The organism is Hyphococcus luteus, from assembly GCF_002943565.1.
Classification (GTDB): domain Bacteria; phylum Pseudomonadota; class Alphaproteobacteria; order Caulobacterales; family Parvularculaceae; genus Hyphococcus; species Hyphococcus luteus.
Genome location: NZ_PJCH01000011.1, coordinates 62,107 through 86,488, shown reverse-complemented (window position 1 = coordinate 86,488; position 24,382 = coordinate 62,107). Strand labels below are relative to the sequence as shown.

Sequence of the window (24,382 nt, the reverse complement as noted above, 5' to 3'; positions counted from 1 at the left end):
GCTGTTTCAGCGCTTCAGCTCGGTCATGGCCTTTTCAAGGCCGCCGAGCGTCAGAGGATACATCCGTTCGCCCAGAAGCTCACGCAGCAATTGCGTTGAAGGAACGTAATTCCAGCTTTCCTCGCGCACCGGATTGAGCCAGACGATGCGCTCGTAAATGTCGGTGACGCGTTTCAACCAGACCGCGCCCGGTTCTTCATTGAAATATTCGACGGCCCCGCCGGGCACGGTGATCTCGTAAGGCGACATGGAGGCGTCGCCGACAAAGATCACCTTATAATCATGCGGATATTTGTGCAGCACGTCCCATGTCGGAATTTTCTCTGTCCAGCGGCGGCGATTGTCCTTCCACACATAATCGTAAAGACAGTTGTGGAAGTAGAAATACTCCATGTGCTTGAATTCGGCGCGGGCGGCGGAGAACAACTCCTCGCAGACTTTTATGAACGGGTCCATTGATCCGCCCACGTCGAAAAAGAGCAGCACCTTGATCGTATTGCGCCGCTCGGGGCGCATCTTGATGTCGAGATAGCCCGCGCGCGCCGTCGCATCGATGGTGTTGTCGAGATCGAATTCCTCCGGCACGCCTTCCCGGGCGAAGCGGCGAAGCTTCCTGAGCGCCATCTTGATGTTGCGGGTGCCGAGTTCGACGCTGTCGTCGAGATTTTTATAGTCGCGCTTTTCCCAGACCTTGACGGCGCGGCCCTGGCGCTTGCCCTCATTGCCGATGCGCACGCCTTCGGGGTTGTAGCCGCCGGAGCCGAAAGGCGAGGTCCCGCCCGTGCCGATCCACTTATTGCCGCCTTGGTGGCGCTTTTGTTGTTCCTCGATCCGCTCTTTCAGCGTCTCCATCAGCTTGTCCCAGCCGCCCAGCGCCTCGATCTCGCGCTTTTCCTCTTCGGTGAAATAACGCTCGGTCATCAGCTTCAGCCAGTCTTCCGGGATGTCCGCCGCGATCTCCTCGCCGACGGTTTCGAGCCCTGAAAAGACATGGCCGAACACCTTGTCGAACTTGTCGAGATTGCGTTCGTCCTTAACCAGCGCCGCCCGGGAGAGGTAATAGAAATCCTCGACCCGGCGGCCCGCCAGATCGGCGTCCATCGCCTCCATCAAGGTGAGATATTCCCGCAAAGAGACGGGCAGGCCGGCTGATTTCAGCTCGTGAAAGAACTTTGTGAACATGAGAGCCATTCTAACGCGCATCGCGCCCGGCGAAAGTCCAAGATACAGCCTGCCGTCGCGCCAATCGCAAGGAATTTGGTTTCAGACATGGGGTGTCCTATGATTGCGGCGCATTGAGGATGGGAGAACGGCAATGCGAAACGGCGCGCTTAGCAGAAGGGGCCGACCCGCCAGACGCCGGAGACGGCCTCGCCTGACGGCGCTCGCGGGACTTGTGAGCCTGGCGATTGCGGCGCCCGTTGAAGGCGCATGTCCGACAAGGCCGGAGCCTGACGATGGCGAAGACTATGAAGCGTTGCTGGACGAAATCTACGCAATAGGACACGTTTACGAAACAGAGTTGTCTGTGGGCGGGCAGCATGTTTGGAGATTGCGGCGGCGCAGCGCCGAGCATCGTCCGGACAGGTTGCTCTCGCTGCTGGGGTCGCTGAAGCCGCGGCTGGAAGAAATGCAATCCTATTTTACAAGACCGCCCAGCCGCCCCGTCCTTTTGATCGAAACCCGGCTGGACATCTTCGGCTCCACCATGGCCTTTACCGATTGTGCAAGCCCGGGCGCGGAAGGTGACGCCGCCGAGGAAAGCGGAGATGAAGAGGATGAAAAAGTCGAACTCGCCAAGCATTTTGTTTCAGAGCTGGAGGGCGAGGCCGACTCGGACTGGGCGGATGAGTTAAGGGATTTGCCCGAGGGGCTCTGCCTTATCGTTGTCTTCCCCGATCGAATTGAGAACGACCGCGAGCGCCGCTTCGTTCTTGCCCATGAATGGATGCACGCCATGCAAAGCGGCTTCTACACACGCCGCGAGAACGAGCTCCACTGGTGGGTCGAGGGATCGGCGGAATGGCTCGCTCACAAGGTTGTCGAAGGGACGACCGAACGCGATCGATGGATCGAAGAGTTTTTCATGCGGCAGAAATCATGCTCGCTGACCCAGCATTCCTACGATGCGCAGCCTTTCTTTTTCTGGGGAGAACAGGCGTTCAATGCGGACTGGGTCTTCTCCGTCGGTCTCGGCGGCGATGAGTATCTGACCCGTCCCGAAAGAGCCGCAGAAATATTGCCGCCCGAGCGCTGGCTGGACTGGGCGATCGCCCAGGCGGATCAAACCATCACCATGCCGGACGGTCGGCCCTTGCCGGCACAGGCGGAAGCGGAGCCATTGGCGCTGACAAAGGCGTGCGACGCCGTCATTGAAGGCCCGCCCCTGTCCGTTCAGTTGCGTGAAATTTCCCTTCCCAGAGGCGGCGTTCCGAAACTGCAGATCGACGCCGGCGACGCCCAATTTGCAATCCGCGGACGCGACGATGAGGACTGGCGCCGCGTCAGCGGAGCGGCGGAGATCGATATGCCGGCGCCGCCAATCAAAGTTGCGGCGATCATGCCTTCTGGTGAAAACCTTAACGCAAGATTATCGATGGGGGCCAGCGGCGCAACGAATTGCGCTTGCCAGATCGGCGCCTGGATGGAGCAGCCGACGCCGGACGAGGAGGCGGAAGACCCGCTGTCCGGAGCGCTCGAAGCGCTGGACGCCGCCAGGGGCATGGTCCCGCCCGACCAGATGGATGACTTCCTTGCGACGGAACGAAAGCTTCGCGCCGCCAACGCAAAGGACAGATTTCGCTTCCGGGGCGCGATCCCCGCGATATTCGATGAACTGGAAGGCGATGTCGAAACCGTCTACGATCAGGATGGTCCAATTGTAACGATACAGGCAGGGGGAACATTTACGATCGATGATCCGCATACGATCCGGGGCGGCGATACAACCATCCGCTACTATAAGTACCGCCCTTATGGCCGATGGAGGATTGAAGACGGCGTTTTGAAGATAGATATCGAAGGCCTGCTTATTGACGGCTTTGTGACTTCCGGGCCGGACTATGAGCCCAAACGCATCAAAGCCGAAAATGAAGGTTTTGGCGCGGCCTCCTATGTCGGCGGCGGCGGCGACTGGACGATGGCGTGCGAGGCTTCAGGCATGACCTTGACTTCAACGAGGGTTCGGGACCCGGACCGGAGCGATCAGGCGGTTTTGGTCAAACAGTGAAGGACCGAGCGGCAGGGCCACGCGCCCGGGAGAGATAATAGAAACCCTCGCCCGGAGCCAGCGTCCATAGCCTCCATCAATGTCAGCTATTCCCGCAAGGAGACGGGCGGACCGGCAGATTTCAACTCATGGAAGCATGTCGCGAACATGGGCGCCTCCTAAACTTTTTCGAAGGAAGGAAAAGAGCCGGGCGCAGCCTCTTCACTTTATATTTTAACGTGCTAGAGCCCATGAAAACGTCCCACAACCGGAGCCTCCAAATGGACCACGGAAGAAATGAGTTTGCCACCAATGAAAGCCTGAAATCCCGGCGCGACGAGGCCTGCCCCGTCGGCCTGCCGTCGAAGTCGGGGATCTATGCGGCGCGCGCCAAGGGGGCCGAGCTCTGGGATGTCGAGGGCAAACGTTATATCGACTTCATCGGCGGCATCGGCGTTTTGAATGTCGGCCACGCGCACCCGAAAGTCGTCGAGGCGGTGAAGACGCAGACGGAGACCTTCATCCATACGGCCTTCGGCATTGCGCAATATGAGAGTTATGTGGAGGTCTGCGAAAAGCTGAACCTCGTGGCGCCCGGTCCGACGAAAAAGAAAACCGCGCTCTTCAACTCCGGCGCGGAAGCGGTCGAGAACTCCGTCAAATTCGCGCGCCAGATCAGCGGCCGCCCGGGCGTCATCGCCTTTTCCGGCGCTTTTCACGGCCGCACGCTTTTGGCGACGACGCTCACCGGCAAAGCCAAACCTTACAAGGTCGGGTTCGGGCCTTACGTGCCGGCGATCTTCCATGCGGAATATCCGGACGCCTATCACGGCGTTTCCGTCGACGAAGCGCTGGCCAGCGTCGATCACATCTTCAAGACCATGATCAACGCCAATGAAGTCGCGGCGATGATCGTCGAGCCGGTGCAGGGCGAGGGCGGCTTCAACCCGGCGCCGAAGGAATTCCTCGAAGGCCTCAGAAAGAAATGCGACGACAACGGCATTCTTTTAATCGCCGATGAAATTCAGTCGGGCATGGGCCGCACGGGCAAATATTTCGCTTTCGAACATGCGGGCGTCGAGCCGGACTTCCTGTGCGTCGCCAAGTCGATCGCCGCCGGGCTCCCCTTGTCGGCGCTTGTCGGCAAGGCGGAGCTCATGGACAAGGTGGTGCCGGGCTCCATGGGCTCGACCTATGGCGGCAACCCGGTCGCCTGCGCCGCCGCGCTCGCGGTCTTCGACATTATCGAGGAAGAAAGCCTGTTGACGCGCGCGGAAGAAATCGGCGCGCAAACCGAAAAACGCTGGCGCGAGCTTGCAGAGTCGGTCGGCAAGGGCCTCATCGGCGATGTGCGCCGGGTCGGCGGCATGTGCGCGCTCGAATTCGTCAAAGACGGCGACGCGTCGAAACCCAATGGCGAGCTTGCGGGCGCCATTCTCGCCGAAGCGCGTCAGCGCGGGCTTATCATGACGACCGCCGGCGCCTATGCGCAGTGCTTGCGCTCGCTTGTGCCGCTTGTCATTTCCGACGAAATGCTGAACGAGGGGCTCGACATCTTCGCAGACGCGGCTGAGGCGGCGCTGAAGGCGCAGTAAAATGATGCGCCGGGCCGCCTTTTTCGTCATATGGGTCTGCGCCGCCTTATGGGTGATCTTCGCGCTGCAGGGCGTGATCTCTTATTTAATGCTTGAGCCGGCGGACAGCGGTTTCACCCGCGGGCTGAACCGGGTGATGGCGTTCTTCCGCTGGGAGCTTTTGGCGCTGGCCCCTGCGGTTATCGGCTATGTGACGGGGCGCAGGGCGAGCTTCGGCGATCTCACCAAACACGCCGCGCGCACGCCGCTCTGGCTTTCCGGCGGATTCTTTTTGGCCGTGCTGATCCTCTTTATCGTGACGATAATCGTTGCGCGATTTTCCGGTTAGCGGACGATCCTGGGTTATTGCTTGCGCGCAATAAGATCGATGAGCGCGGACATGCCAGCATGGCCCTCGCCTTCTTCGATTTCGCGGTCATACGCTTCAAGGCGCAAAATCTCCATGTCACCGAAAGCGTCGTGCAGCAAGTCTTCCGTATACATGTTCTCGCGCTGTGGCGGTCCGCCGGTGCCGTAGTCGACCTGTTCCGGGCGGTAGCCGTGAAGCAGAATCAGGCCGCCCGGTTTCAAAGTCTGTTTCACGCCCTCGAAAACCTTTGCGCGCTCGGCTGGAGGCGCGAACTGAATGAAGATGGCGACCACGACATCATATGCCTCCGGCGTCCAATCCCACGCCATGATGTCCGCCAGTCTGAAATCGACGTCAACGCCGCGCCCGGAAGCAAGGTCTCGCGCTTTTTCAAGAGCGACCTCAGAAGAGTCCATGGCCGTGACCTCAAGCCCGTTTTCGGCGAGAAAGACCGAATTGCGCCCTTCGCCGTCGGCGACGGCGAGCGCTCTGGCGCCGGGCGTTAAATAGTTGGCATTGTTCTTCAAAAAAGCGGCCGGTTCTGTGCCAAACAGATAGCCGGGCGCTGCATAACGCTCATTCCACATGAGGGGGCGGACTCCATTAGCTTGCAAGGTGAGCGACTTTAGCAAGCCCGAAGCGTTTGCGCGATCCGTAAGTGATTAATGAATCTGCGGTCCCGGTTTGCTGTCCGAAGAGCCGAGCAGGATGGTGCTTTCTTCTCTCAACTCGGCGAGGCGCGCTTCGCCTTCCGCCTTGGTGAGGACGTCCTGTTTCATCAGCCATTCGACGGTTTGCGCTTCCGCGGCGGGCTCGTCGGAAAAGTCGAGGCTGTGATACCAGGCGAGGAGGCCGGCTTTGCGCTTTTCGTCGATCGCCGCGACGATCGCGTCATGGTTCTTGTCGTTGATGACGAAAAGGGGGCCGTGCGGCGTGTCGAAGACCGTGTATTCGCTCCAGGTGAGACGATAGAAAGCGAGACAGCCGGCGCCGATGACGAACCAGAAAGCGGCGCCGGGGCCGATAGCGCCGCTGGCGAGCGCAAGCCCGATCTGGATGACGCCGATGACGCACCACAGGACGCCGACATTTCTCAGCCAGTTATTGCGGTTGAAAACGCGGCGCGAATTGGCCGGGACGGCTTCGTAATCCACAGAAAAAGCGACTTCGCCGGAATTGTCCCGGGCTCTGTACTGAAGCTCACGGTCTTCGAACGTGAACCAGGTTTTCATCGCCATTTGTTTCTGGGTGAAATCCATTCCTTTTCCTAGCTTTTCGTCCAGACGCTTCCTTTGCGCAGGGCATCGGCGATTTTTGCGGTGCGTCGCCCCTGCGTCGGGTGATGCTTCCAGAACGCCTCGTCGAAGCTTTCTTCAGGGTTCCGGTAGATGACGCCGAGCGGCATGGGATAGCCCTCATGGGGCAGGTTGAAAAGAAGCTGCGCGATGGCCGGGCTCGTTTCGTCATGGACGAGCACGTCTTCGACGGGGACGCCGTTCTCGCCCACATCGACGACCTCCAGCGCCAGGGTCTGCACATTCAGCTTCAACCCCTTGGCGCCTTTTGCAAAAAGCATCGGTTTCCCATGCTCTACATGAAGCTGGGTCTCGGCGGCGGTTTTCTTCGCTGCGAAGTCGTCGAACCGGTCTTTGTTGTAGACAATGCAGTTTTGGAAGATCTCGATGAAGGCGGCGCCTTTAAACTCCCGCGCGGCCTTAAGCACCGGCGCGAGATTCTTGGCGTCGGTGTCGATGCCGCGGGCGATGAAGCGCGCATTGGCGCCGAGCGCAAAGGCGCATGGGTTCACCGGATTGTCGATGGAGCCGCCCGGCGTCGAGGGCGAGCGCGTGCCGACGCGCGATGTCGGCGAGAACTGGCCCTTGGTGAGGCCGTAAATCTCGTTGTTGAAGAGCATCACCTGCACATCGACATTGCGGCGCAGGATGTGCAGCAAATGATTGCCGCCAATGGAGAGCCCGTCGCCGTCTCCGGTGACGAGCCACACGTCGAGTTCCGGATTGGCTATCTTGAGGCCCGTCGCGAAAGCCGGCGCGCGCCCGTGGATCGTGTGGAAGCCATAGGCGTTCATGTAATAAGGAAAGCGCGAGGAGCAGCCGATGCCCGACACGAACACCGTCTTGTCCGGGTTCGCCTCGACATCGGCGAGCGTCTTTTGCACGCATTTCAGGATCGCATAGTCGCCGCAGCCGGGGCACCAGCGCACTTCCTGATCCGTGGCGAAATCTTTAGCGGTGAGGGGCTTGTTCATAGAGAATTGCCTTGTATTTCCAACTCAATCGTCGAATTCTTCGACGAGCACAACGTCGCCTTCATAGTGATCGATGTTTTGTAACGCGATTTCGTCAAAATCCGTGAAATCGAAATCAATTCTCCAAAGCTTCTTACCGGATGAAATTTCAACCGTGTAGCGCGATGGAGATGATACATATTCATCGCTTTGACTGAAATAGAGTGCAGACAGCCGCCAAGCATCTTGTTTTTCTATTTCCTCTATAAAACTCTGGAAAAGACCCCGTTCTCTTTGTCCGAGCCCGGAAAGCTCCGCCATTCGATTTTTGTTTCTGGTATCGCGGATAATATCCGTCCAAAGACGATGGATGTTTTTGAAGGCTCCGGTGGTGACAAAGGAAGTTTCTGCAAATCGAGAATTCAGATGCGATACCTCTTCGTTTGATGGATTAACCATCATCATGTCGAACACAGCTTCAATAAAATAATCCTCTACGGCCGCTTCGTCGTTTGCGGAATTCTTAGGGTGTAAAGAATACAGGGTGTAGCTAGAAACCCCATCATTTGTAAGTATAGGCGTGGCGAGATGTACAAAACCGATTTTATCTCGTTTACAACTATACGTTTTCCATCCGGGCCGCAGAACCGCCAAGAGCTCACGCACATCTGAATTTTCATCTAATTCCGCAATTAGATCGTATTCGTATATTTCGCAGCCTGTATTGTTGGCGCGATCCGCTGCGACTGTTTTTTTTGTCAGCGCAAAAAGGCTTAAGCCGAAAAACAGCGCCCACAAAAGTAAGCGTGTCATTTGGCGAGGCGTTGAAGCAAGAAGCATAACTTACTCCGCCGCCTGCTTTGCGCCTGGAATGTTCTCGCGGATGGCGTCGAGGATTTCCACGATTTTGAAGGGCTGGCCGGAAACCTTGTTGAGTTGAACGACCTCGAGGCCGAGCTTGTCGCGCAGGAGCGTCGCGCACTGGCCCATATTCATTTCCGGCAAGAGGATGCGGTCATAACCGGCGAGCAGGTCGGCGAGATTTTTCGGCAGCGGATTTAGCCAGCGTAAATGGATCTGCGCGACGTTGAGGCCCTCCGCATTGGCGACATTGACCGCCCGCCAGATCGCGCCATGGGTCGAGCCCCAGCCGACGACGGCGAGGGGACCTTTTTCCGGGCCTTGCTCCACTTCCTGATCGGGAATGAAGTCGGCGACGGACGCGACTTTCTTTGCGCGCATTTCGCCCATGGCCTGGTGGTTCGCCGGATCGTAGGAGATATCGCCGGTCTCGATGTCTTTTTCGAGCCCGCCGATGCGGTGCGCGAGGCCTTCCATGCCGGGATAGACCCAGGGCCGGCCGAGAGATTTCTCGTCGCGCTTCCAGATTGCTTTTTTAAGCTCAAGCGACGGATCGTCGCCGCCTTCCACCGGCGCCGGCGCCGGGTTGGTCTTGATCGGCTCGTAATCGTCCATGTCGGGGAGGGCCCAGGGGCCCGCCGCATTGGCGATATAGCCGTCGGTCAAAAGAAAGACCGGCGTCATGTGACGGATGGCGGCGCGCGTCGCTTCGATCGCCGCATCGAAGCAGTCTCCCGGCGAGGACGCCGCGATCACCGGCATGGGCGCGTCGGCGTTTCGTCCGTATACGGCCTGATAAAGGTCCGATTGTTCGGTCTTGGTGGGCAGACCTGTCGAAGGGCCGCCGCGCTGGGAGTTGACGATGACGAGCGGCAACTCCGTCGCCATGGCGAGACCGATGGCTTCGGTCTTCAACGCAATGCCGGGCCCGGACGAGGAGGTGACGCCGATCTTGCCGCCGTAAGAAGCGCCGATTGCGGCGCAGGCCGCGGCGATTTCGTCTTCCGCCTGGAAGGTGGCGACGCCGTATTCGCCCATGCGTGAGAGGTGATGCAGGATCGAGGAAGCCGGGGTGATCGGATAGCCGCAAAAGACGATCTCTTTATCTGCGAGTTCGCCCGCCGCCGCGAGGCCCAGCGAAATCGCCTCCGCGCCGGTGATGGAGCGGTACACGCCTTTCTCCATGGGCGCTTCGCCAATGACGAATTGCGGAATCTCAGCGGAAAGCTCCGCGGTTTCCGCGTAAGCGTGGCCGGCGTCGAGGGCGGCGAGGTTGCCCGCGAGAATCTCCGGCGGCTTTTTCGCGAACTTGTTCTGCGCCCATTTAACGATCGGGTCGCGGTCGCGGCCGAACATCCACAGGATCGCGCCCAGCGCCCAGAAGTTCTTGCACTGCTCGGCGTCGCTTTTCGACAGCCCGTGCGGCTTCACTGCTTCCTGGGTCTGCGTCGAGACGCCGATCTCGATCACCTGGAAATCGTCGAGTTCGCCGGTTTCTCTCGGATCCGCCGTCATATGGGCCTTGGCGAGATTGCGCTCGGTGAAGGCGTCCGTGTTGATAATGATCACTGCGCCTTTTGGGAGGAGCGGCAGGTTCACTTTAAGCGCGGCCGGGTTGAAGGCGACCAGGACGTCCGGCTGGTCGCCGGCGGTCGAAATGCGCCGGGCGCCGAGATTGATCTGAAAGGCCGAGACGCCGAAGGTCGTGCCCACCGGCGCGCGGATCTCTGCGGGGAAGTCCGGAAAGGTCGAAAAATCGGCGCCGGCGAGCGCTGTCGATTCGGCGAATTGGGCGCCCAGAAGCTGCACCCCGTCGCCGGAATCGCCGGCGAAGCGCACCACGACCGAGTGGTTTTCCGGTGATATTTTGGCCATAGAACGTAAAACCCGTATGGCGGCTGGCTCGCCAGCATGGCAAAACCGCCAGTAAAAACAAGCGCGTGCCTTGCCTTTCCTGGGGCAGGCGACGCGCGCTCTCAACGCCCCATATCTCAACCTCCGGAGCGGAAAACAAGTCCTTTCCGCGCCTTTCCTTTGCCGCCTCTCGCCTTGGTGAAAATGTTGCGGATTTCCTGCTTAACCTATTAGAAAAACTGCATTTTCTTGAAGCTGGCGCGAGGCCTATCGCTTCCCCGGCGCAAGCAGTCTAAAAGGGCTCCCGACCGCTCGGATAGAGCCCCTAAACAGCGAATGAAATGAGCGACTTCCGATGAAATTCTTTGTCGACACCGCCGAAATCGGCGAAATCAAGGACCTCCTGCCCACCGGCCTCGTGGACGGGGTCACCACCAATCCGAGCCTCGTGATGAAGTCGGGCCGCGATTTCCGCGAGGTCGTGGGCGAAATTTGCGCGTTAACGCCGGGCCCCGTCAGCGCCGAGGTGACGGCGCTTGAGGCCGACAAGATGATTGTCGAGGGCAAGTCGCTGGCCCAGATCGCCGACAATGTGACGGTGAAGCTGCCGCTCACCCTGGACGGGCTTATCGCCTGCAAGGCGCTGACCGCCGATGGGATCAAGACCAATGTCACGCTGTGTTTTTCGGCGAACCAGGCGCTCCTCGCCGCAAAGGCGGGCGCGACGTTTATTTCGCCGTTTATCGGCCGGCTCGACGACATCAATATCGACGGCATGGAGCTGATCCGCGACATTCGGGTGATCTATGACAATTACGATTTCCGCACGGAGATTCTTGCGGCCTCGATCCGTTCGCCGAACCATGTGAAGGACGCGGCGCTTGCGGGCGCTGATGTGGCGACCGTTCCGCCGGCTGTGTTGAAATCCCTCGTCAATCACCCGCTCACGGACAAGGGACTGAAAGCGTTTCTCGATGATTGGGCGAAGACAGGCCAGAAAATCCTTTAAGGGCCACCATGTCAGACGAACCGGCGCAGATCAATCGCGGCGAAACCGATACAGGCCCGCCTTTCGTATTCGGGTTCGGCTTTAAAGGCGGAGTTGCAACGGAAACTCGCTGGGAGGATGCGGCGAGCCACGGCAGCGATTACGACTTCATCTGGCTTCATCTCAACATGTTGAACGCCGAAGCGCGGAAGTGGATACGCTCGCGACCCGACATTCCTTTCGCCGCCGCTTCGGCGCTCCTCGCCGATGAAACGCGCCCGCGAATGACGGCGTTCGAAAAGGGGCTTGTCGTCAATCTGCGCGGGGTCAATCTGAACGAAGGCGCCGAGCCGGAAGACATGGTCTCGATCCGCATCTGGCTCAGTGAGAAAGTGCTCGTGACCACCCGCCGCCGGCGTCTCAAGGCGGCGCAGGATCTGCGCGTGGACATCAATGGCGGCTTGCGCATTGACAATACAGGCATGTTGCTGGCGCGGATCGCCGCCAAGCTGACGGACCGGGCCGAGCCTTATGTAATGGAGGTGGAAGATCAGGTCGACGAGTTGGAGGCTGAAATTCTGGAAGGCGGCGGATCGGGGCTTCGCGCAAAACTCGCCGATGCGCGCCAGGCGGCGGTGCATTTCCGCCGCTTCATCGCCCCCCAGCGCGATGCGCTGAACCGCCTTGCGGCAGACGAGAGCAGTCTTTTCGAACATCACTCGAAAATCGAATTGCGCGAGGTCGCCGACCGGGTGACGCGCATGACCGAAGACATCGACGCGGCGCGCGAGCGGGCCATGGTCCTGCAGGACCAGCTCACCGACCAGCGCGCCGAGGAGATGAACCGCAATATGATGGTGCTCTCCGTCGTGGCGGCGGTGTTCCTGCCGCTCGGTTTTCTGACCGGTCTTTTCGGAATCAATGTGGGCGGCATGCCCTGGGTCGAGTCCGCCGCCGGCTTCTGGATCGTCTCGTTAATTTCCGTGTTCATCGCCGCCGGCCTCCTTGTCATTTTCAGGTTGATCAAATGGCTTTGACGTCGCTGCGGCGCATTCTTTTTACTCTGGCTGTTTTACTGTGCGCCGTGCCTTCGGCGCTGGCGCAGACCGGCCGCACGGCGGACATCGAAAAAGCAAGCCGGACAATCGTGGAGACCCGCGCCGCTATAAACGAAGGCGCCATCGAAACGCCATCCGCCTATGAAGACCGACTGCGCGAGTTGCGCCTGAAAAGCCGGGACCGTCTCTCCGCCATCGAAAACGAACTTGAGGGCGTGCGCGCGCAGATCGATATTCTGGGGCCCGCGCCCGGGGAAGCCGAGCCGCCTGAAAGCGATCTTGTCTCGGAGCAGCGGAGCAAACTGGAAGCGGAGCAGGCGCGGCTTAATGGCGAGCGTACGCGCGTTCTCGCAAACATTTATGAATCCGGCGAACTGCTGGCTCAGCTGTCCGGCGCGCAAGTTGAAGCGCTCTACAAGAGATTGACAAAGCGCGGGCCGACGCCGCTGGCGCCGCAGCAATGGGCGCTCGCCTGGAGCTCGGCGAAAGAGGTCGCGGGGCGTATCGGCGCATATTTCAGCGACTGGGGCGCGCGGCGCGGCGAGGGCAGGTCTTTTGAACGCAGCATCGCTCTTATTTTTGCAGCGCTCGCGTTCTCTCTCATCCTGTTCGGCCCGGCGGACCGCTGGATCCTCAACACTTTTTCCGCCGCGCTTGAAAAACGCGAACCGAGCGCTTCGCGCAGGATTGTCGCGGCGGCGCTGAAAATGGCGGCGCGAACAGCGCCGGGCGTGATCGGCGGAGTGATCATCATTGAGACTTTGCGGGCGCAAGGCGTCCTGACGCCGGAAGGCGAAGCGGTCGCCCGCGCCTTCTGGATTGGCGTTCTTTCTTGCCTCATCGTATCGGGTTTTACAGCGGGCTTTTTCGCTCTCTCCTCGCCGAAATGGCGGATTGCGCCCATTGACGCTGAGCGCGGCCGCGCCGTGAGCCAGATCGCCATGGCGATCATCATCATCTTTTCGCTTAAGATCCTGCTGAAGGCCATCGGAACTGCGGCGCACGCCGATCCGGCTTTGATCCGACTGGTTAAAAGCTTCGCCGCGATCGCCATCGGCGCCTGTATGATTCTGCTTTGTCGCGGCCGTCTCTGGCGTGTCGAAAACGCCGGCAAAGGCGACGGCGACTGGCGTATTTTGCGCCGGCTGAGCCAGGCGCTCGGCGCTGCGATTATTGCCGCCGCACTTGTCGGTTACGCGCCTCTGGCGGATTTTGCTGCGACACGCGTTGTTTTTCTCGCCCTCATCATCGGCCTCGCCTGGCTCCTGCGCGCTATGCTTGTCGAGTTTGCCCTGCGCGCGCGGGCGCGCTTTTCCAGCGGCGTTCTCGATGCGGGCGGAACGGAATCCGACAACTATCGTTTCTGGTCGCGGCTGATCATCAATACGATTTTGGCGCTCATGATTCTGCCGGCGGTGCTGGTCCTGTTCGGCGTGCCGGCGGCGACCGTGAGCGACATCGCGGTTCAGGGCATGTTCGGCTTTTCAATTGGCGGGGTGCGCATCCCGCCGCTCGCAAAACTGTTTTCCGCGGTCATCGTCTTTATTGTCGTCATGGGCGCCACGAAGTTGACCCAGAGTGCGGTGCAGCGCGGCCCGCTCGCCCATTCGCGCGCCGATATCGGCCTCCAGAATTCGCTGATCACGCTGCTCGGTTATGCCGGGCTTGTTATTGCGCTGGTCACCTCGGTTTCAGCGCTCGGTTTCGATCTCGGCAATCTGGCGCTGATCGCCGGCGCGCTTTCCGTCGGAATCGGTTTCGGCCTGCAGTCCATCGTCAACAATTTCGTTTCAGGGCTCATCCTGCTCTTCGAACGGCCGATCAAGGTCGGCGACTGGATCGTCACGCCCTCGGGCGAGGGCATGGTGAAAAAGATCAGCGTGCGCTCGACGGAAATCGAGACTTTCGACCGCGCGTCGATCATCGTGCCGAATTCGGAGCTCATATCCTCCACCGTCACCAACTGGACCCATAAAGACAAAATCGGACGCATCCGCGTTCCGGTGGGCGTTTCTTATGGGTCGAATCCGGAAAAAGTGCAGGAAATCCTCCTGAAATGTGCGCGCGAGCATCCGCTGGTCGTCGCCTATCCCGAACCCTTCGTGGTCTGGAACGATTTCGGCTCGTCATCGCTCGACTTTGAAGTCCGGGCATTCTTGAACGACATCTCAAAGGGCTTGCAAACGCGCACGGAGCTGCGCTTCGCAATTTTCAAAGCGTTTCATGAAGAGGGCGTCGAAATCCCGTTCCCGCAGCAGGATCTCTACATCAAATCCATGCCGGGCGGGGAGGGCGCAAAGCTCTCGGTTGGAACACCGGCGCCGGAGCAGCCGGAAACGGTGTCGAATCCCGAAAAGTAAACGATCTGCATAAGAACATTTTCGTGCAAAGCAAGGCTCTTTACTTTTCTCCAAAATGAATAGGTTTTTTATGATGGCGCAATGGATCACCGCGACGGGCGCGCTCCTGTTTTTCATTCTCGGCGCCTTGCATTTCCGTATGACCGTCGCCGACTTGAAGGAGCCGAAGCGTTTCGTCCCTGCAAAACGCGAATTGCTGGAGGAGCTGAAGGCGACGCGCATCGCTTTGCGAAAGGACGTGAAAAATTTCTGGCTGTCCTATCTCGGCTTTCATTTCAGCCATAGCGTGGGGGTCATGTTTTATGGCCTCGCGGTCGCCTATTGCGCGCTCGTTCGGCCGGACGTCCTGGCGGACATTTACGTTCGCCTCGCGATCGTCGTCTTTGGCGCATCCTACGTCCTGATGGCGCGGGCCTTCTGGTTCATCATCCCCCTGGCCGGTTCCGTCGCAGGCGTAACCCTGATCGCTGTCGGCATGGCCATGCGCTATTGAAGCCGTTATCTTGAATTTATGAGCTATGTGATTGATCCGCCGAAACAAACCGCCGCGTCTGTCAGTGGAGGAGGGCTGTTTCCCGTGCGCCGCATTTTCTGCATCGGCCGCAATTACGCCGAGCATGTGCGCGAAATGGGCGACGATCCGAAGGCGAGCCCGCCGGTGTTCTTCACCAAGCCCGCCGATGCGGTTGTTCCGGATGGCGCAGAAATCCCTTACGCGCAGGCGACGGACAACCTGCATTATGAAGGCGAGCTTGTGGTCGCCCTGAAGTCGGGCGGCAAGGACCTCGACCCGGAAGCTGCGCGTGCAGCGATCTATGGCTACGCCGCCGGCTGCGATCTGACGCGCCGCGATCATCAGGCGCGGGCGAAAGACGTTGGCGCGCCCTGGGACACGGCGAAAGCTTTCGACGCCTCCGCGCCGCTTGGCGAGATCCTGCCGGCCGAAAAGGCAGGCGATCTTGCCGGCGCCCGGCTGCAAACCCGCGTCAATGGCGAGACGCGCCAGGACGCGGCGCTCCAAGACATGATCTGGTCCGTTGAAGACATCATCATGACCCTGTCGCGGCAATTCGAACTGAAAGCAGGCGATCTCATCTTTACAGGCACGCCTGAAGGCGTCGGCGCCTTAAAGCACGGCGACGCTGTGAAAATCACAGTCGGCCCCTTGTCCCTTGAGTTTGGGATCGCTGCATGAGCGCACACTCGGAAGGGCATCTCTCACTCGGCCGTTTCGTCATCGGCCCGCGGGTTCAGGGACATGTCGCCATGACCCTGTTCGCTTTCCTGATCTCGATTTCTTTCTTTCTGGGCAAACGCGCGGCGCCGCATATCGATCCATCGGCGCTCACCGCCGTGCGCTATATGATCGCTATTCCGGTGATGGGCGGGTTTGCGTTCTTCTTCACGCCCCCCGCCGCGCGCGAACCGCTTTTCAGACCGAAAGCCATATGGCGGTTTCCCATACTGGGCGGGCTAATGGCGATTTATTTCATCATGATGTTCGTCGCGTTGCAGACCGCCAGTTCGGTCTCTACGGGTGCCGTCATCACTCTGATGCCGCTCATGACGGCGATTTTCGGTTTTCTTCTTTTGCGCCAGAAGGCGGGCGTCACCGTGATGGGAAGTCTTTCCCTGGCGGCGCTTGGCGCGGTCTGGGTGATCTTCCGCGGCGACATCAATGCGATCCTCACTTTCGCTATCGGCAAGGGCGAGCTCATCTTCTTTCTCGGCGTCATCGCCCATGCGCTTCACAATCCGCTGGTCAGGAAGCTCAATCGCGGCGAGCCGACGCTGGTTTTCGCCTTCTGGTCGTCGATGGGCGCCGGCGCCTGTCTTCTCGTTTTTGGCGGACCGGCGCTGTTGTCGACCGACTGGATGCATCTGCCCTGGATCGTCTGGCTGTGCATCGCTTATCTTGGCACGATCGCGACGGCGGGCTGCTATTTCCTATTGCAGTTTGCGCTCCTGCGCATCCCGGCGGCGAAGGCCAACGCCTATATGCTTCTGACGCCGAGCTATGTGATCATTATGGAGGGGTTCGCGGGCTCCGGTTGGGTCAGCCTGCAGGTCATGGCTGGCGCGCTTGTGACCCTCATCGGGCTTGCCATTCTCATCGCTTCACCGGAGGTTTGAGGCATGAGCCAGCAAACTAAGCAAGACCGCTACGCCGAAGCCGCGAAGGAAATCGCTGCCGTCCTTGAGGGCGAGTCTAATCTCATCGCGCGCATGGCCACGGTTTCCAACATCCTCCACCACGCCTTCGACCATTATTTCTGGACCGGCTTTTACCTCGTCGATCCGGAAAAGCCGGACGAGCTTGTCATAGGCCCCTATCAGGGAACCATGGGCTGCCTCAGGATTCCGTTCGGCAAGGGCGTGTGCGGCGCGGCGGCGGCGACTCGTGAGACGCAGCTCGTTGAAGACGTTCACGCTTTTCCAGATCATATCGCCTGCGACGCGCGCTCCGAATCCGAAATCGTCGTCCCGGTTTTCGATGGGGGCGGGGCGTTGATCGCCGTCTTTGATGTGGACAGCGATGAAAAGGCCATGTTCGACGAAATTGACCGCGCGGGAATCGAGGGCATACTCAAAGCAAGCTTCGCATAAAAGAAGCATTGGGAGAGGACTATGAAAAGACAAATGACCGGCCTGCTCGGCGCGCTGGCGCTGACCGGCGTTCTGGCGCTTGGCGGCTGTTCGCAGGAAACCGCCGGCGCCGCGCCGTATCCCGCCGAACCCGGCGAAACGATTTCCGTCAGCCATCTCGACCATATCGACGCGGTTCTCCAGTCGGAAGTCGATGAGGGCCTGCGCGCCGGTTTCGTTGCGGCGGTGATGACGCGCGACGGCGTCGTCTACAAAAAGGCGTTCGGCAAGGCCGGCCCTGTCGATGATGTTCCTATGACCACGGACACGCGGTTTCGCATCGCCTCCATGACCAAGCCGATCGTCTCCGTTGCGGTCATGCAGCTCGTGGACCGGGGCGTCATCCGCTTGAACGATCCGGTGTCGCGGTTCATTCCCGCCTATGCCGATCCGCAGGTTGTCACGGACCAGAACCGCAATGAGGACGGGGAATTCGACACAAGGCCTGCCTCGCGAGAAATCACCATTCACGACCTCCTGACCCATCAGGCGGGCGTCGGCTATGTCTTCGCCAACACATCCGATCTCGACAAGGCTTATCTCGACGCCAATCTTCTCGTCACCGAGGGAACTCTTGAAGAGCGCATCGACAGGATCGCCGCGCTGCCGCTCTATAACGATCCGGGAACGGTCTGGAGCTACAGCTTTTCCGTCGACATTCTCGGCCGCGTCATCGAAGCCGCGAGCGGCATGGGGCTCGAAGCGTATTTGAAAGAAAACATTTTCGATCCGCTCGGCATGAACGCCACCGAGTTCTTCATCGACGAAAGCGACTTCGAGGGCGTCGCCGTCGTCGCGGAATTTAATGAAGCCGGCGAAATGTACCGCAGCGATGCGGCCGGCCTCAGTTCTCCGGTCAATGATCAGGCTTTTGGCGTCGCCTCCGGCGGGGCGGGGCTCGTCTCGAATATTGACGATTATTCCCGCTTCATGCGCATGCTCTTGAACGGCGGCGCGCTTGACGGCGCGCGCATCCTGGCGCCGGCGACCGTGCGGCTGATGATGCAGGACCACACGAAGCTTGAGGCGCGGCCTGCGCCCTGGGGTGAGGGCATGACCTTCGGTCTTGGCGGCTATGTGATGTTAAAGCCCGGCTATATGGGCTCTTATGCGGCCAAGGGCGAATGGGGCTGGGGCGGTTATTGGGACACGCATTTCTTCGTCAATGTGGAAGACAATGTCGGCGCCGTTCTGATGGCGCAGACCCAGCCGGGGCCGCACATGCCGCCCTCACGCGCCGAAGACATCGTCAAAGCCGTCGCCTATAGCGCGTTGCGCAAGTAGCGCGGTTAATCGTCGTCATCCGAGTTGATGCGCTTGCGGTCGCGCGAATCTTCCCGCAGGGCCGACTTCGCGTTCTCGATGATCTTGCGCAAGTTGATCGGGTTGTCGAGATCGGGAAGCTCGATGACGCCAACGCCGGTGCCCCGCAGGACAAGCTTGCCATAGCTCAGGATCCGGCCCCAGATCGACTGGTGCAGGGTGATTTCCTCGATCTTGTTGAGGCTGACTTCCTGCGTGTTGCGTGAGATCAGGCCCTTTTTGAAAACGAAGCGGTAGGTGGTGACGACGATTTCCGTGGTGATCAGGATGATCAGATGATTGATCAGGATAATCGTGCCGCAAACAAAACCGATCCCCGCGGACCACCAACCGACTCTCAGCGCTGAATAGGGTATTTCCGCCGCGAACTGGAGCAAGGCGAGAAAGACGACAGCAGCCGCGCTCAGCGCAAACCACATCACGGGAAAGAAGCTGTAGGTCCAGTTGAAATTGGCCCGGTGGATGATTTCCTCACCCCCCGCCAGCGTCTTGTCGACATAACCCATAACGCTTCCCCGCTTTTCCGGGCCGCCCCGACCCTTCTCAGGCGCTTGCCCGCTTTGCCAACACCATATAGGCGATGCGCCCCGGTTCGGAAACGACGCTTTGCGTTGAAATGCCCTGATTTCAGGGATAAGACGCAGCGCTGTTCCCCTCACGCAACGCAAAACGGCCCCCAAGGAGCCCAAACGGCCATATGTCGAAATACCAATATATCTATTTCATGTCCGGTCTGTCGAAACAATTCACAGGCGGCAAAAAGATATTGGAAGACATACACTTACAGTTCTTCCCCGACGCCAAGATCGGGGTTGTCGGGGTCAACGGCGCGGGCAAGTCGACGCTGTTGAAGATCATGGCGGGCGTCGACAAGGAATTTAACGGCGAGGCCTACGCCGCCGACGGCGCGAAAGTCGGCTATCTGGCGCAGGAGCCGGAGCTCGACGCCTCGAAGACCGTCTTCGAAAACGTCATGGACGGGGTCGGCGACATCAAAGCCAAGATTGACGAGTTTAATGCCGTCTCCATGGAGCTCGGCGAGAATTACAGCGACGAGCTGATGGAGAAGATGTCGACGCTCCAGGAGGAGATCGACGCGGCCGACGGCTGGGACATCGAATCGAAAGTCGAGATGGCCATGAACGCGCTGCGCTGCCCGCCGGGCGACTGGCCGGTGGACAAGCTGTCGGGCGGGGAAAAGCGCCGGGTCGCCCTCGCCAAGCTGCTCCTGTCGAAGCCGGACCTTCTGCTGCTCGACGAACCGACCAACCATCTCGACGCGGAATCCGTCGCCTGGCTGGAAAACCATCTGCGCGAATTTCCGGGCGCCGTGGTGCTAGTCACTCACGACCGTTATTTTCTCGACAATGTAACCGGCTGGATTCTCGAGCTCGACCGGGGCAGAGGCATCCCTTTCCAGGGCAATTACTCCGCCTGGCTTGAGCACAAACGCAAACGCCTCGAGCAGGAAAAGCGCGAAGAGGCGAACCGCCAGAAATCCCTCGACCGGGAATCGGAATGGATCAAGGCCAGCCCCAAAGCCCGCCAGGCGAAGTCGAAAGCGCGCATCAACGCCTATGACGAGCTTCTCAACAAGGCGTCGAAGGAGGAGATCAACACCGCGCAGATCCAGATCCCGCCGGGCCCGCGCCTTGGCGGCGTCGTCATCGAAGCCGATCACCTCAAGAAAGGCTTCGGCGATAAGCTGCTTTTCGAAGATTTGTCCTTCAAGCTGCCGCCGGGCGGCATTGTCGGCGTCATCGGTCCGAACGGCGCCGGCAAGACGACGCTGTTCCGCATGCTGACCGGTCAGGAAGAGCCCGATGAGGGGACTTTGCGCGTCGGCGACACCGTCAAGATGGGCTATGTGGACCAGACACGCGAGGACCTCGATCCCAAGCATAATGTCTGGGAGGAGATATCCGGCGGCCTCGACGTCATCCAGCTGGGCAAGCGCGAAATTCCCTCGCGCGCCTATGTGGGCTGGTTCAACTTCAAGGGCGGCGACCAGCAGAAGAAAGTCGGCGACTTGTCAGGCGGGGAGCGCAACCGCGTGCAGCTCGCCAAGATGCTGACCGAAGGCGCGAACCTGCTTTTGCTCGACGAACCAACCAACGATCTCGATGTCGACACGCTGCGCGAATTGGAAAGCGCGCTTGACGATTTCGCGGGCTGCGCCGTGATCATCTCTCACGACCGCTGGTTCCTTGATCGCATCGCCACGCACATCCTCGCCTTTGAAGGCGACAGCCATGTGGAATGGTTCGAAGGCAATTTCGAAGACTACATGGAAGACAAGAAGCGCCGGCTGGGCGCCGATGCGGAAATCCCGCACCGCATCAAGTACAAGCCGCTGACGCGTTGACTAGCGCGCCAACGCCCGACGTCCGCGTCAGGTCGTGCAATTGTCGGCGGCGTCGCAGAGCTGCACCCGGTTGGTGAGGCGCGGCCAGCGTATTGTTTGCCGGGAGAAGGTGATGGGCGATTTGATGAAGTGGCTCGTAAGGCCAGGCGTGTAGACGTAGACCATCTCCACGACGATGAGCGAGCCATGTTCGCTGAGCACCGTGTCGTCATCGAGGGAGGTGTAGTCATCGCCTGCCGCGTAGGGCGTGTTGTCGTCAGAGTCACGGCTCCAGTGAACCACCGGGTCGCCATTGCTGTCGAGAATGACGCTGATGAGACGCAGCTGCATGCCCGTCGGGTCGTTCGGTTCGACAATCGTCATCACGCCTTCGAAAAGATCGTCGATATCGTCTTCATAAAGGAACTCGGATTGCGCCGTGAGATCGGCGAGCGTGTTCGCGGATATCGCCACTTTCCGGTTGACGGTCATGGCGTTGGACGTTTCGAGAAGGCCGAAAAAGATGACGACCATCACCGGCAGCAACATGGCGAATTCAACGGCGGCGATTCCGTTAGAGCAGTCGCGCCAGCGCGTGAGAAGAGGTGTGAGGCGTTTCATCGTCCGTCCCCTCATGTCTCATCTTTGTTGTTGAGCTCATAAGGCTCGTTGCGGAAGATCACCGTCGAGATCAGACGGCGATGATTGGTGCCGGGCTCCGACATATTAATGCCGATCGCCGGGTTTATGGTGTTGTAGATATAGCAAACGCGCACGCGCACGATCTCGAGTTCGCCGCCCGGGTTAAAGGGGATTGCGGCGAGATCGTCAGGCGGCGCGTCAGCGCAGGTCGGGGGCGTGTTATCGGCGGCGAGGGCGGTGAAAGACGCATACGTGTTGACTTCGAGAGTAAGCCGGTTCTCACAACCGCCGAATGACTTCACGACATCGCAGATGCTGTCATAAAGGACTTGAAGTTTGTCATCATCGTCGCCGCCCCAGCGCTGGACCTGACCGGTTTTGATCTGGCGCGCCGCATCGCTGACGGATGCGTCGACGGCGGAGTTGGCGAAGTAAAACCAGCCGACTTCAAAAGTCGAGAACATCATCATCAGGAATATAGGCGCGATAATGGCGAACTCGACCGCCGTTGACCCGCGCCTGTCCGATGCGATGCCGAGGCGCCGGCGCAGTCTTTTGTTGTTTTTTTTGAACAAACCCATGGTCGGCGCCTATTTGCTGATATGCAGATCGACGAGGTCTGCGGCGATGTCGCCAAACGCGTCTTCAAGATCGTTGCCGGTGACGGCGTCATGGAAGTACGGCGCCGTCGGTTTCGTCGCGCAGGCTTTGAAGTGGTTGCGAACAGTGGTGCTGTCGAGACCGAACATGATCGTGTAGATAAGGTAGCCTTCGGCCTTCATCCGGTGGCAGACCCGCAGGAGCTTGGCGTCAAGCTCGTCGCGCATTTCCCACCAGGTGTCTTTGCCCGCGCCCATGCGCTCTTCAATCGCGAAGCCGTATTGACCTTGCGTAGAGCCCCAGTGCGTATTCTCGTCTTCACCGACGACTTGCTCGCCGTCAGTCATGATGACGATGGCTTTTTGCCACTTTTCATAATCCGGATCGCCGGGGCCGATGCCTTCAGTGAACGGCGCTTCCTTTGAAAGGATACGCCAACCCCAGGCCGCGCCGTGGGCGATGTCGGTATTGCCGTTCGGATAAAGAGCATGAACATGGTCTTCGATATCCGCGCGCACATTAGTGAGGGGCAGGATCGGCGGCGGGCAGTCTATCTCCGCCCCGATATAGCTCGAATTCGGCGTGTCGTACTTGCCTTTATAGGTCGAAGTGACGGGATCCCACCAGCCGACATAGGCCATCCGCAACAGATATTCCTGCTTGCCATAGCCGTAGTTGGAGCTCGACAAAGGCGAGGTCGTCACCGAAATATCGTCGAGAAAGTCGACAAAATCAGCATCCGTCACAATGCCTTGCAGGACATCGCGGAAATAGTGGACGATCTTGGCGTATTTGTCGAACTGCGCATTGCCGGCATGCGTGTAGTTGTTGTCGTTCACGAAGTAGTAGTTGTTATACGACGTTTCGTTGATGTTGCGTCCGGAAGAGTGCGCGTTGTCACTGTCCGGATCGTCGAAATAATAACCGTTCCAGGGCGTGCCGTAGCTTGTCGTGCCGCTCTGGCTGTAATAGCTGCTGTCCGTTTCGCAGTCTTCCGCATTGTTGCAATCGACTTCATCCGGCAGAAACACCGGCACCCAGTTGAAGTTGGCGGAATTGGTCAAGACGCTTGTATCAACGGAATAGGCCGGCGCCTCGTTGAAGGCATCGTACATTTCCTCGTCTTGAGGATTCGTGCTTCCGTCATAATCCGTCGGGATATCCATATAGGCATTGATATCGGCCGACGAGACGGAGCCGCCCGGCGGGATATCGAGTTCGTCGAGCGGATACGGCCGCGCTTCGACGCAGCCCTGCCAGGTCGCGCCGGGGGTCGAGTCATAAAGCGTGAAATGATTGACCTTGGTGTTCATGTCGACATTGCCGTCTTTGTCGACATGGAAAAAGCGTTTGCCGTGATAATAAGCGCTCGCCGTCGTATCGGCCCAGTTGCTGGACCAGCCCGATGATCCGCCGGGATTGACGTTGGCGTTGAAGGGCACAACGCCGATTTTGATGTTCTGGCTGGTCTCGTCCGTGCCGTACATGACGTCCAGCATGGTGTCGACGGCGTCTTTCAGGCTCTTGATTTTCTTTTCGCCGTCAATCGACCAGTCCATGGAGCCCGTGACGTCGAGGACAAGCGCCAGTTCGACGCGGCCGGACCCTTTTTTGGTGATTTCGACGCATTTGTCGATGGAGAGGCTTTTGATGCCAGCAACGCCCAGAAGATAGGTGTCGAGTTTGCCGGTGATGCAGGTTGAAACGACCGCCGCGTCGCCAAGCGCAAAAACAATGTTCCAGCCCGGCTCCAGATTGTTTTCGTAATTGAAGTTCGCTTCGAAAAACTTGCGGCCGTAGTCTTTGAGTTCGGATTCGGTGAGGGTCGGATCGGAGGCGGCGAGCTGCGCCAGCGCCAGCGATGCAGCGTCCATCGACTCGATCATGTCGGCGCGCACGGCGTTCCATCGGGAATAGTCCACAGCGCCGCCGGCGAAAAGAAACAGCACGGTGGTCATGAACGCGAACAGGAAGACGATGTTGCCGTCCCTGTTCCTTGCGAAGCTCTTGATGGTCGGTTTCAGGCCGCGCGACGCGCGTTGGCGCGCATTCGCTTTGCCTTTACCGACTATACCGGCATTGTTGACCAGCATAGGAAACTCCCCGCAATACTACTCTTGCGGATGGCACAGTGCGGCCAACGCCGTTAAAGGCCCGTAAGGAAACGTGGTTAAGGACGAACGAAAAGATAAAAATGTAGCTTGCGGCGGCGAGGCGGAGTTTCGCCATTCTATTGGCCCGCCATCCGTTTAAAGATGAAAAGCTATGTTAACAGCTCCGTAAAAATTTTCATATCGGCGAAAAAA

At 59.2% G+C, this 24,382-nt stretch carries 22 protein-coding genes; 12 read left to right on the top strand and 10 right to left on the bottom strand.

Annotated features, from left to right (window positions below; all coding sequences use genetic code 11):
- Positions 1-6: 6 nt before the first annotated feature.
- Positions 7-1,182: a vWA domain-containing protein gene (locus tag CW354_RS14680; RefSeq protein WP_104830852.1), complete on the bottom strand. Its 1,176-nt coding sequence runs from the start codon at positions 1,180-1,182 to the stop codon at positions 7-9.
- Between the two features lie 214 nt (positions 1,183-1,396).
- On the opposite strand from CW354_RS14680, the gene CW354_RS14675 reads away from it, so the two are divergent.
- The 3 genes from CW354_RS14675 (at position 1,397) to CW354_RS14665 (ending at position 5,131) form a co-directional block, all read left to right on the top strand.
- Entirely contained in the window at positions 1,397-3,229 is a 1,833-nt protein-coding gene (locus tag CW354_RS14675) for a hypothetical protein (RefSeq protein ID WP_104830851.1), read from the top strand.
- Positions 3,230-3,489: 260 nt separating this feature from the next.
- A complete protein-coding gene (gene gabT / locus CW354_RS14670; RefSeq protein ID WP_104830850.1) occupies positions 3,490-4,803 on the top strand; it encodes a 4-aminobutyrate--2-oxoglutarate transaminase in 1,314 nt (437 codons plus the stop codon).
- Position 4,804: 1 nt separating this feature from the next.
- Complete coding sequence (locus CW354_RS14665; protein ID WP_104830849.1) at positions 4,805-5,131, top strand: hypothetical protein; 327 nt, start codon at positions 4,805-4,807, stop codon at positions 5,129-5,131.
- 14 nt (positions 5,132-5,145) lie between these two features.
- Here the strand turns inward: CW354_RS14665 and CW354_RS14660 are convergent, their stop codons facing one another.
- From CW354_RS14660 to CW354_RS14640, 5 genes are all read right to left on the bottom strand, one after another.
- Positions 5,146-5,739 (bottom strand): SAM-dependent methyltransferase, encoded by a 594-nt coding sequence (locus CW354_RS14660; RefSeq protein WP_104830848.1) that lies wholly within the window; start codon positions 5,737-5,739, stop codon positions 5,146-5,148.
- Between the two features lie 75 nt (positions 5,740-5,814).
- Positions 5,815-6,411 carry a hypothetical protein gene (locus tag CW354_RS14655; RefSeq protein WP_104830847.1) on the bottom strand — a complete coding sequence of 199 codons (597 nt, stop codon included), beginning with the start codon at positions 6,409-6,411 and terminating at the stop codon, positions 5,815-5,817.
- A gap of 8 nt (positions 6,412-6,419) precedes the next feature.
- Complete coding sequence (locus CW354_RS14650) at positions 6,420-7,421, bottom strand: 2-oxoacid:ferredoxin oxidoreductase subunit beta (RefSeq protein ID WP_104830846.1); 1,002 nt, start codon at positions 7,419-7,421, stop codon at positions 6,420-6,422.
- A 24-nt stretch (positions 7,422-7,445) separates the two neighbouring features.
- On the bottom strand, positions 7,446-8,240 hold the full coding sequence (locus CW354_RS14645; RefSeq protein ID WP_104830845.1) for a hypothetical protein: 795 nt from the start codon (positions 8,238-8,240) through the stop codon (positions 7,446-7,448).
- Between the two features lie 3 nt (positions 8,241-8,243).
- Complete coding sequence (locus tag CW354_RS14640; RefSeq protein WP_104830844.1) at positions 8,244-10,136, bottom strand: 2-oxoacid:acceptor oxidoreductase subunit alpha; 1,893 nt, start codon at positions 10,134-10,136, stop codon at positions 8,244-8,246.
- Positions 10,137-10,470: 334 nt separating this feature from the next.
- On the opposite strand from CW354_RS14640, the gene fsa reads away from it, so the two are divergent.
- From fsa to CW354_RS14600, 8 genes are all read left to right on the top strand, one after another.
- Positions 10,471-11,124, top strand: coding sequence for a fructose-6-phosphate aldolase (gene fsa, locus CW354_RS14635; protein ID WP_104830843.1), 654 nt, complete (start codon positions 10,471-10,473; stop codon positions 11,122-11,124).
- An 8-nt stretch (positions 11,125-11,132) separates the two neighbouring features.
- Positions 11,133-12,140 carry a zinc transporter ZntB gene (locus tag CW354_RS14630; RefSeq protein WP_104830842.1) on the top strand — a complete coding sequence of 336 codons (1,008 nt, stop codon included), beginning with the start codon at positions 11,133-11,135 and terminating at the stop codon, positions 12,138-12,140.
- Positions 12,131-14,521 (top strand): mechanosensitive ion channel domain-containing protein, encoded by a 2,391-nt coding sequence (locus CW354_RS14625; RefSeq protein WP_104830841.1) that lies wholly within the window; start codon positions 12,131-12,133, stop codon positions 14,519-14,521. Before CW354_RS14630 ends, CW354_RS14625 begins: the two co-directional genes overlap by 10 nt.
- 70 nt (positions 14,522-14,591) lie before the next feature.
- Entirely contained in the window at positions 14,592-15,014 is a 423-nt protein-coding gene (locus CW354_RS14620) for an LIC_13387 family protein (RefSeq protein WP_133162326.1), read from the top strand.
- A gap of 18 nt (positions 15,015-15,032) precedes the next feature.
- On the top strand, positions 15,033-15,716 hold the full coding sequence (locus CW354_RS14615; protein WP_104830839.1) for a fumarylacetoacetate hydrolase family protein: 684 nt from the start codon (positions 15,033-15,035) through the stop codon (positions 15,714-15,716).
- Positions 15,713-16,654 (top strand): DMT family transporter, encoded by a 942-nt coding sequence (locus CW354_RS14610; protein ID WP_207764824.1) that lies wholly within the window; start codon positions 15,713-15,715, stop codon positions 16,652-16,654. The genes CW354_RS14615 and CW354_RS14610 overlap by 4 nt, the downstream gene beginning before the upstream one ends.
- Before the next feature lie 3 nt (positions 16,655-16,657).
- Positions 16,658-17,128: a GAF domain-containing protein gene (locus CW354_RS14605; protein ID WP_104830838.1), complete on the top strand. Its 471-nt coding sequence runs from the start codon at positions 16,658-16,660 to the stop codon at positions 17,126-17,128.
- A gap of 21 nt (positions 17,129-17,149) precedes the next feature.
- On the top strand, positions 17,150-18,451 hold the full coding sequence (locus CW354_RS14600) for a serine hydrolase domain-containing protein (RefSeq protein WP_104830837.1): 1,302 nt from the start codon (positions 17,150-17,152) through the stop codon (positions 18,449-18,451).
- A gap of 5 nt (positions 18,452-18,456) precedes the next feature.
- On the opposite strand, the gene CW354_RS14595 is transcribed toward CW354_RS14600, so the two are convergent.
- Complete coding sequence (locus tag CW354_RS14595; RefSeq protein WP_104830836.1) at positions 18,457-18,996, bottom strand: PH domain-containing protein; 540 nt, start codon at positions 18,994-18,996, stop codon at positions 18,457-18,459.
- 191 nt (positions 18,997-19,187) lie between these two features.
- Here CW354_RS14595 and ettA point away from each other — a divergent pair, with 191 nt between their 5' ends.
- Complete coding sequence (ettA, locus tag CW354_RS14590; protein ID WP_104830835.1) at positions 19,188-20,855, top strand: energy-dependent translational throttle protein EttA; 1,668 nt, start codon at positions 19,188-19,190, stop codon at positions 20,853-20,855.
- A 27-nt stretch (positions 20,856-20,882) separates the two neighbouring features.
- Here the strand turns inward: ettA and CW354_RS14585 are convergent, their stop codons facing one another.
- From CW354_RS14585 to CW354_RS14575, 3 genes are read right to left on the bottom strand one after another with little or no spacing between them, the layout of a single operon-like run.
- Positions 20,883-21,455 (bottom strand): TadE/TadG family type IV pilus assembly protein, encoded by a 573-nt coding sequence (locus CW354_RS14585; RefSeq protein ID WP_165793735.1) that lies wholly within the window; start codon positions 21,453-21,455, stop codon positions 20,883-20,885.
- Positions 21,456-21,466: 11 nt separating this feature from the next.
- On the bottom strand, positions 21,467-22,057 hold the full coding sequence (locus CW354_RS14580; RefSeq protein WP_104830833.1) for a TadE/TadG family type IV pilus assembly protein: 591 nt from the start codon (positions 22,055-22,057) through the stop codon (positions 21,467-21,469).
- Positions 22,058-22,066: 9 nt separating this feature from the next.
- Entirely contained in the window at positions 22,067-24,169 is a 2,103-nt protein-coding gene (locus CW354_RS14575; protein WP_104830832.1) for a pilus assembly protein TadG-related protein, read from the bottom strand.
- Positions 24,170-24,382: the final 213 nt, after the last annotated feature.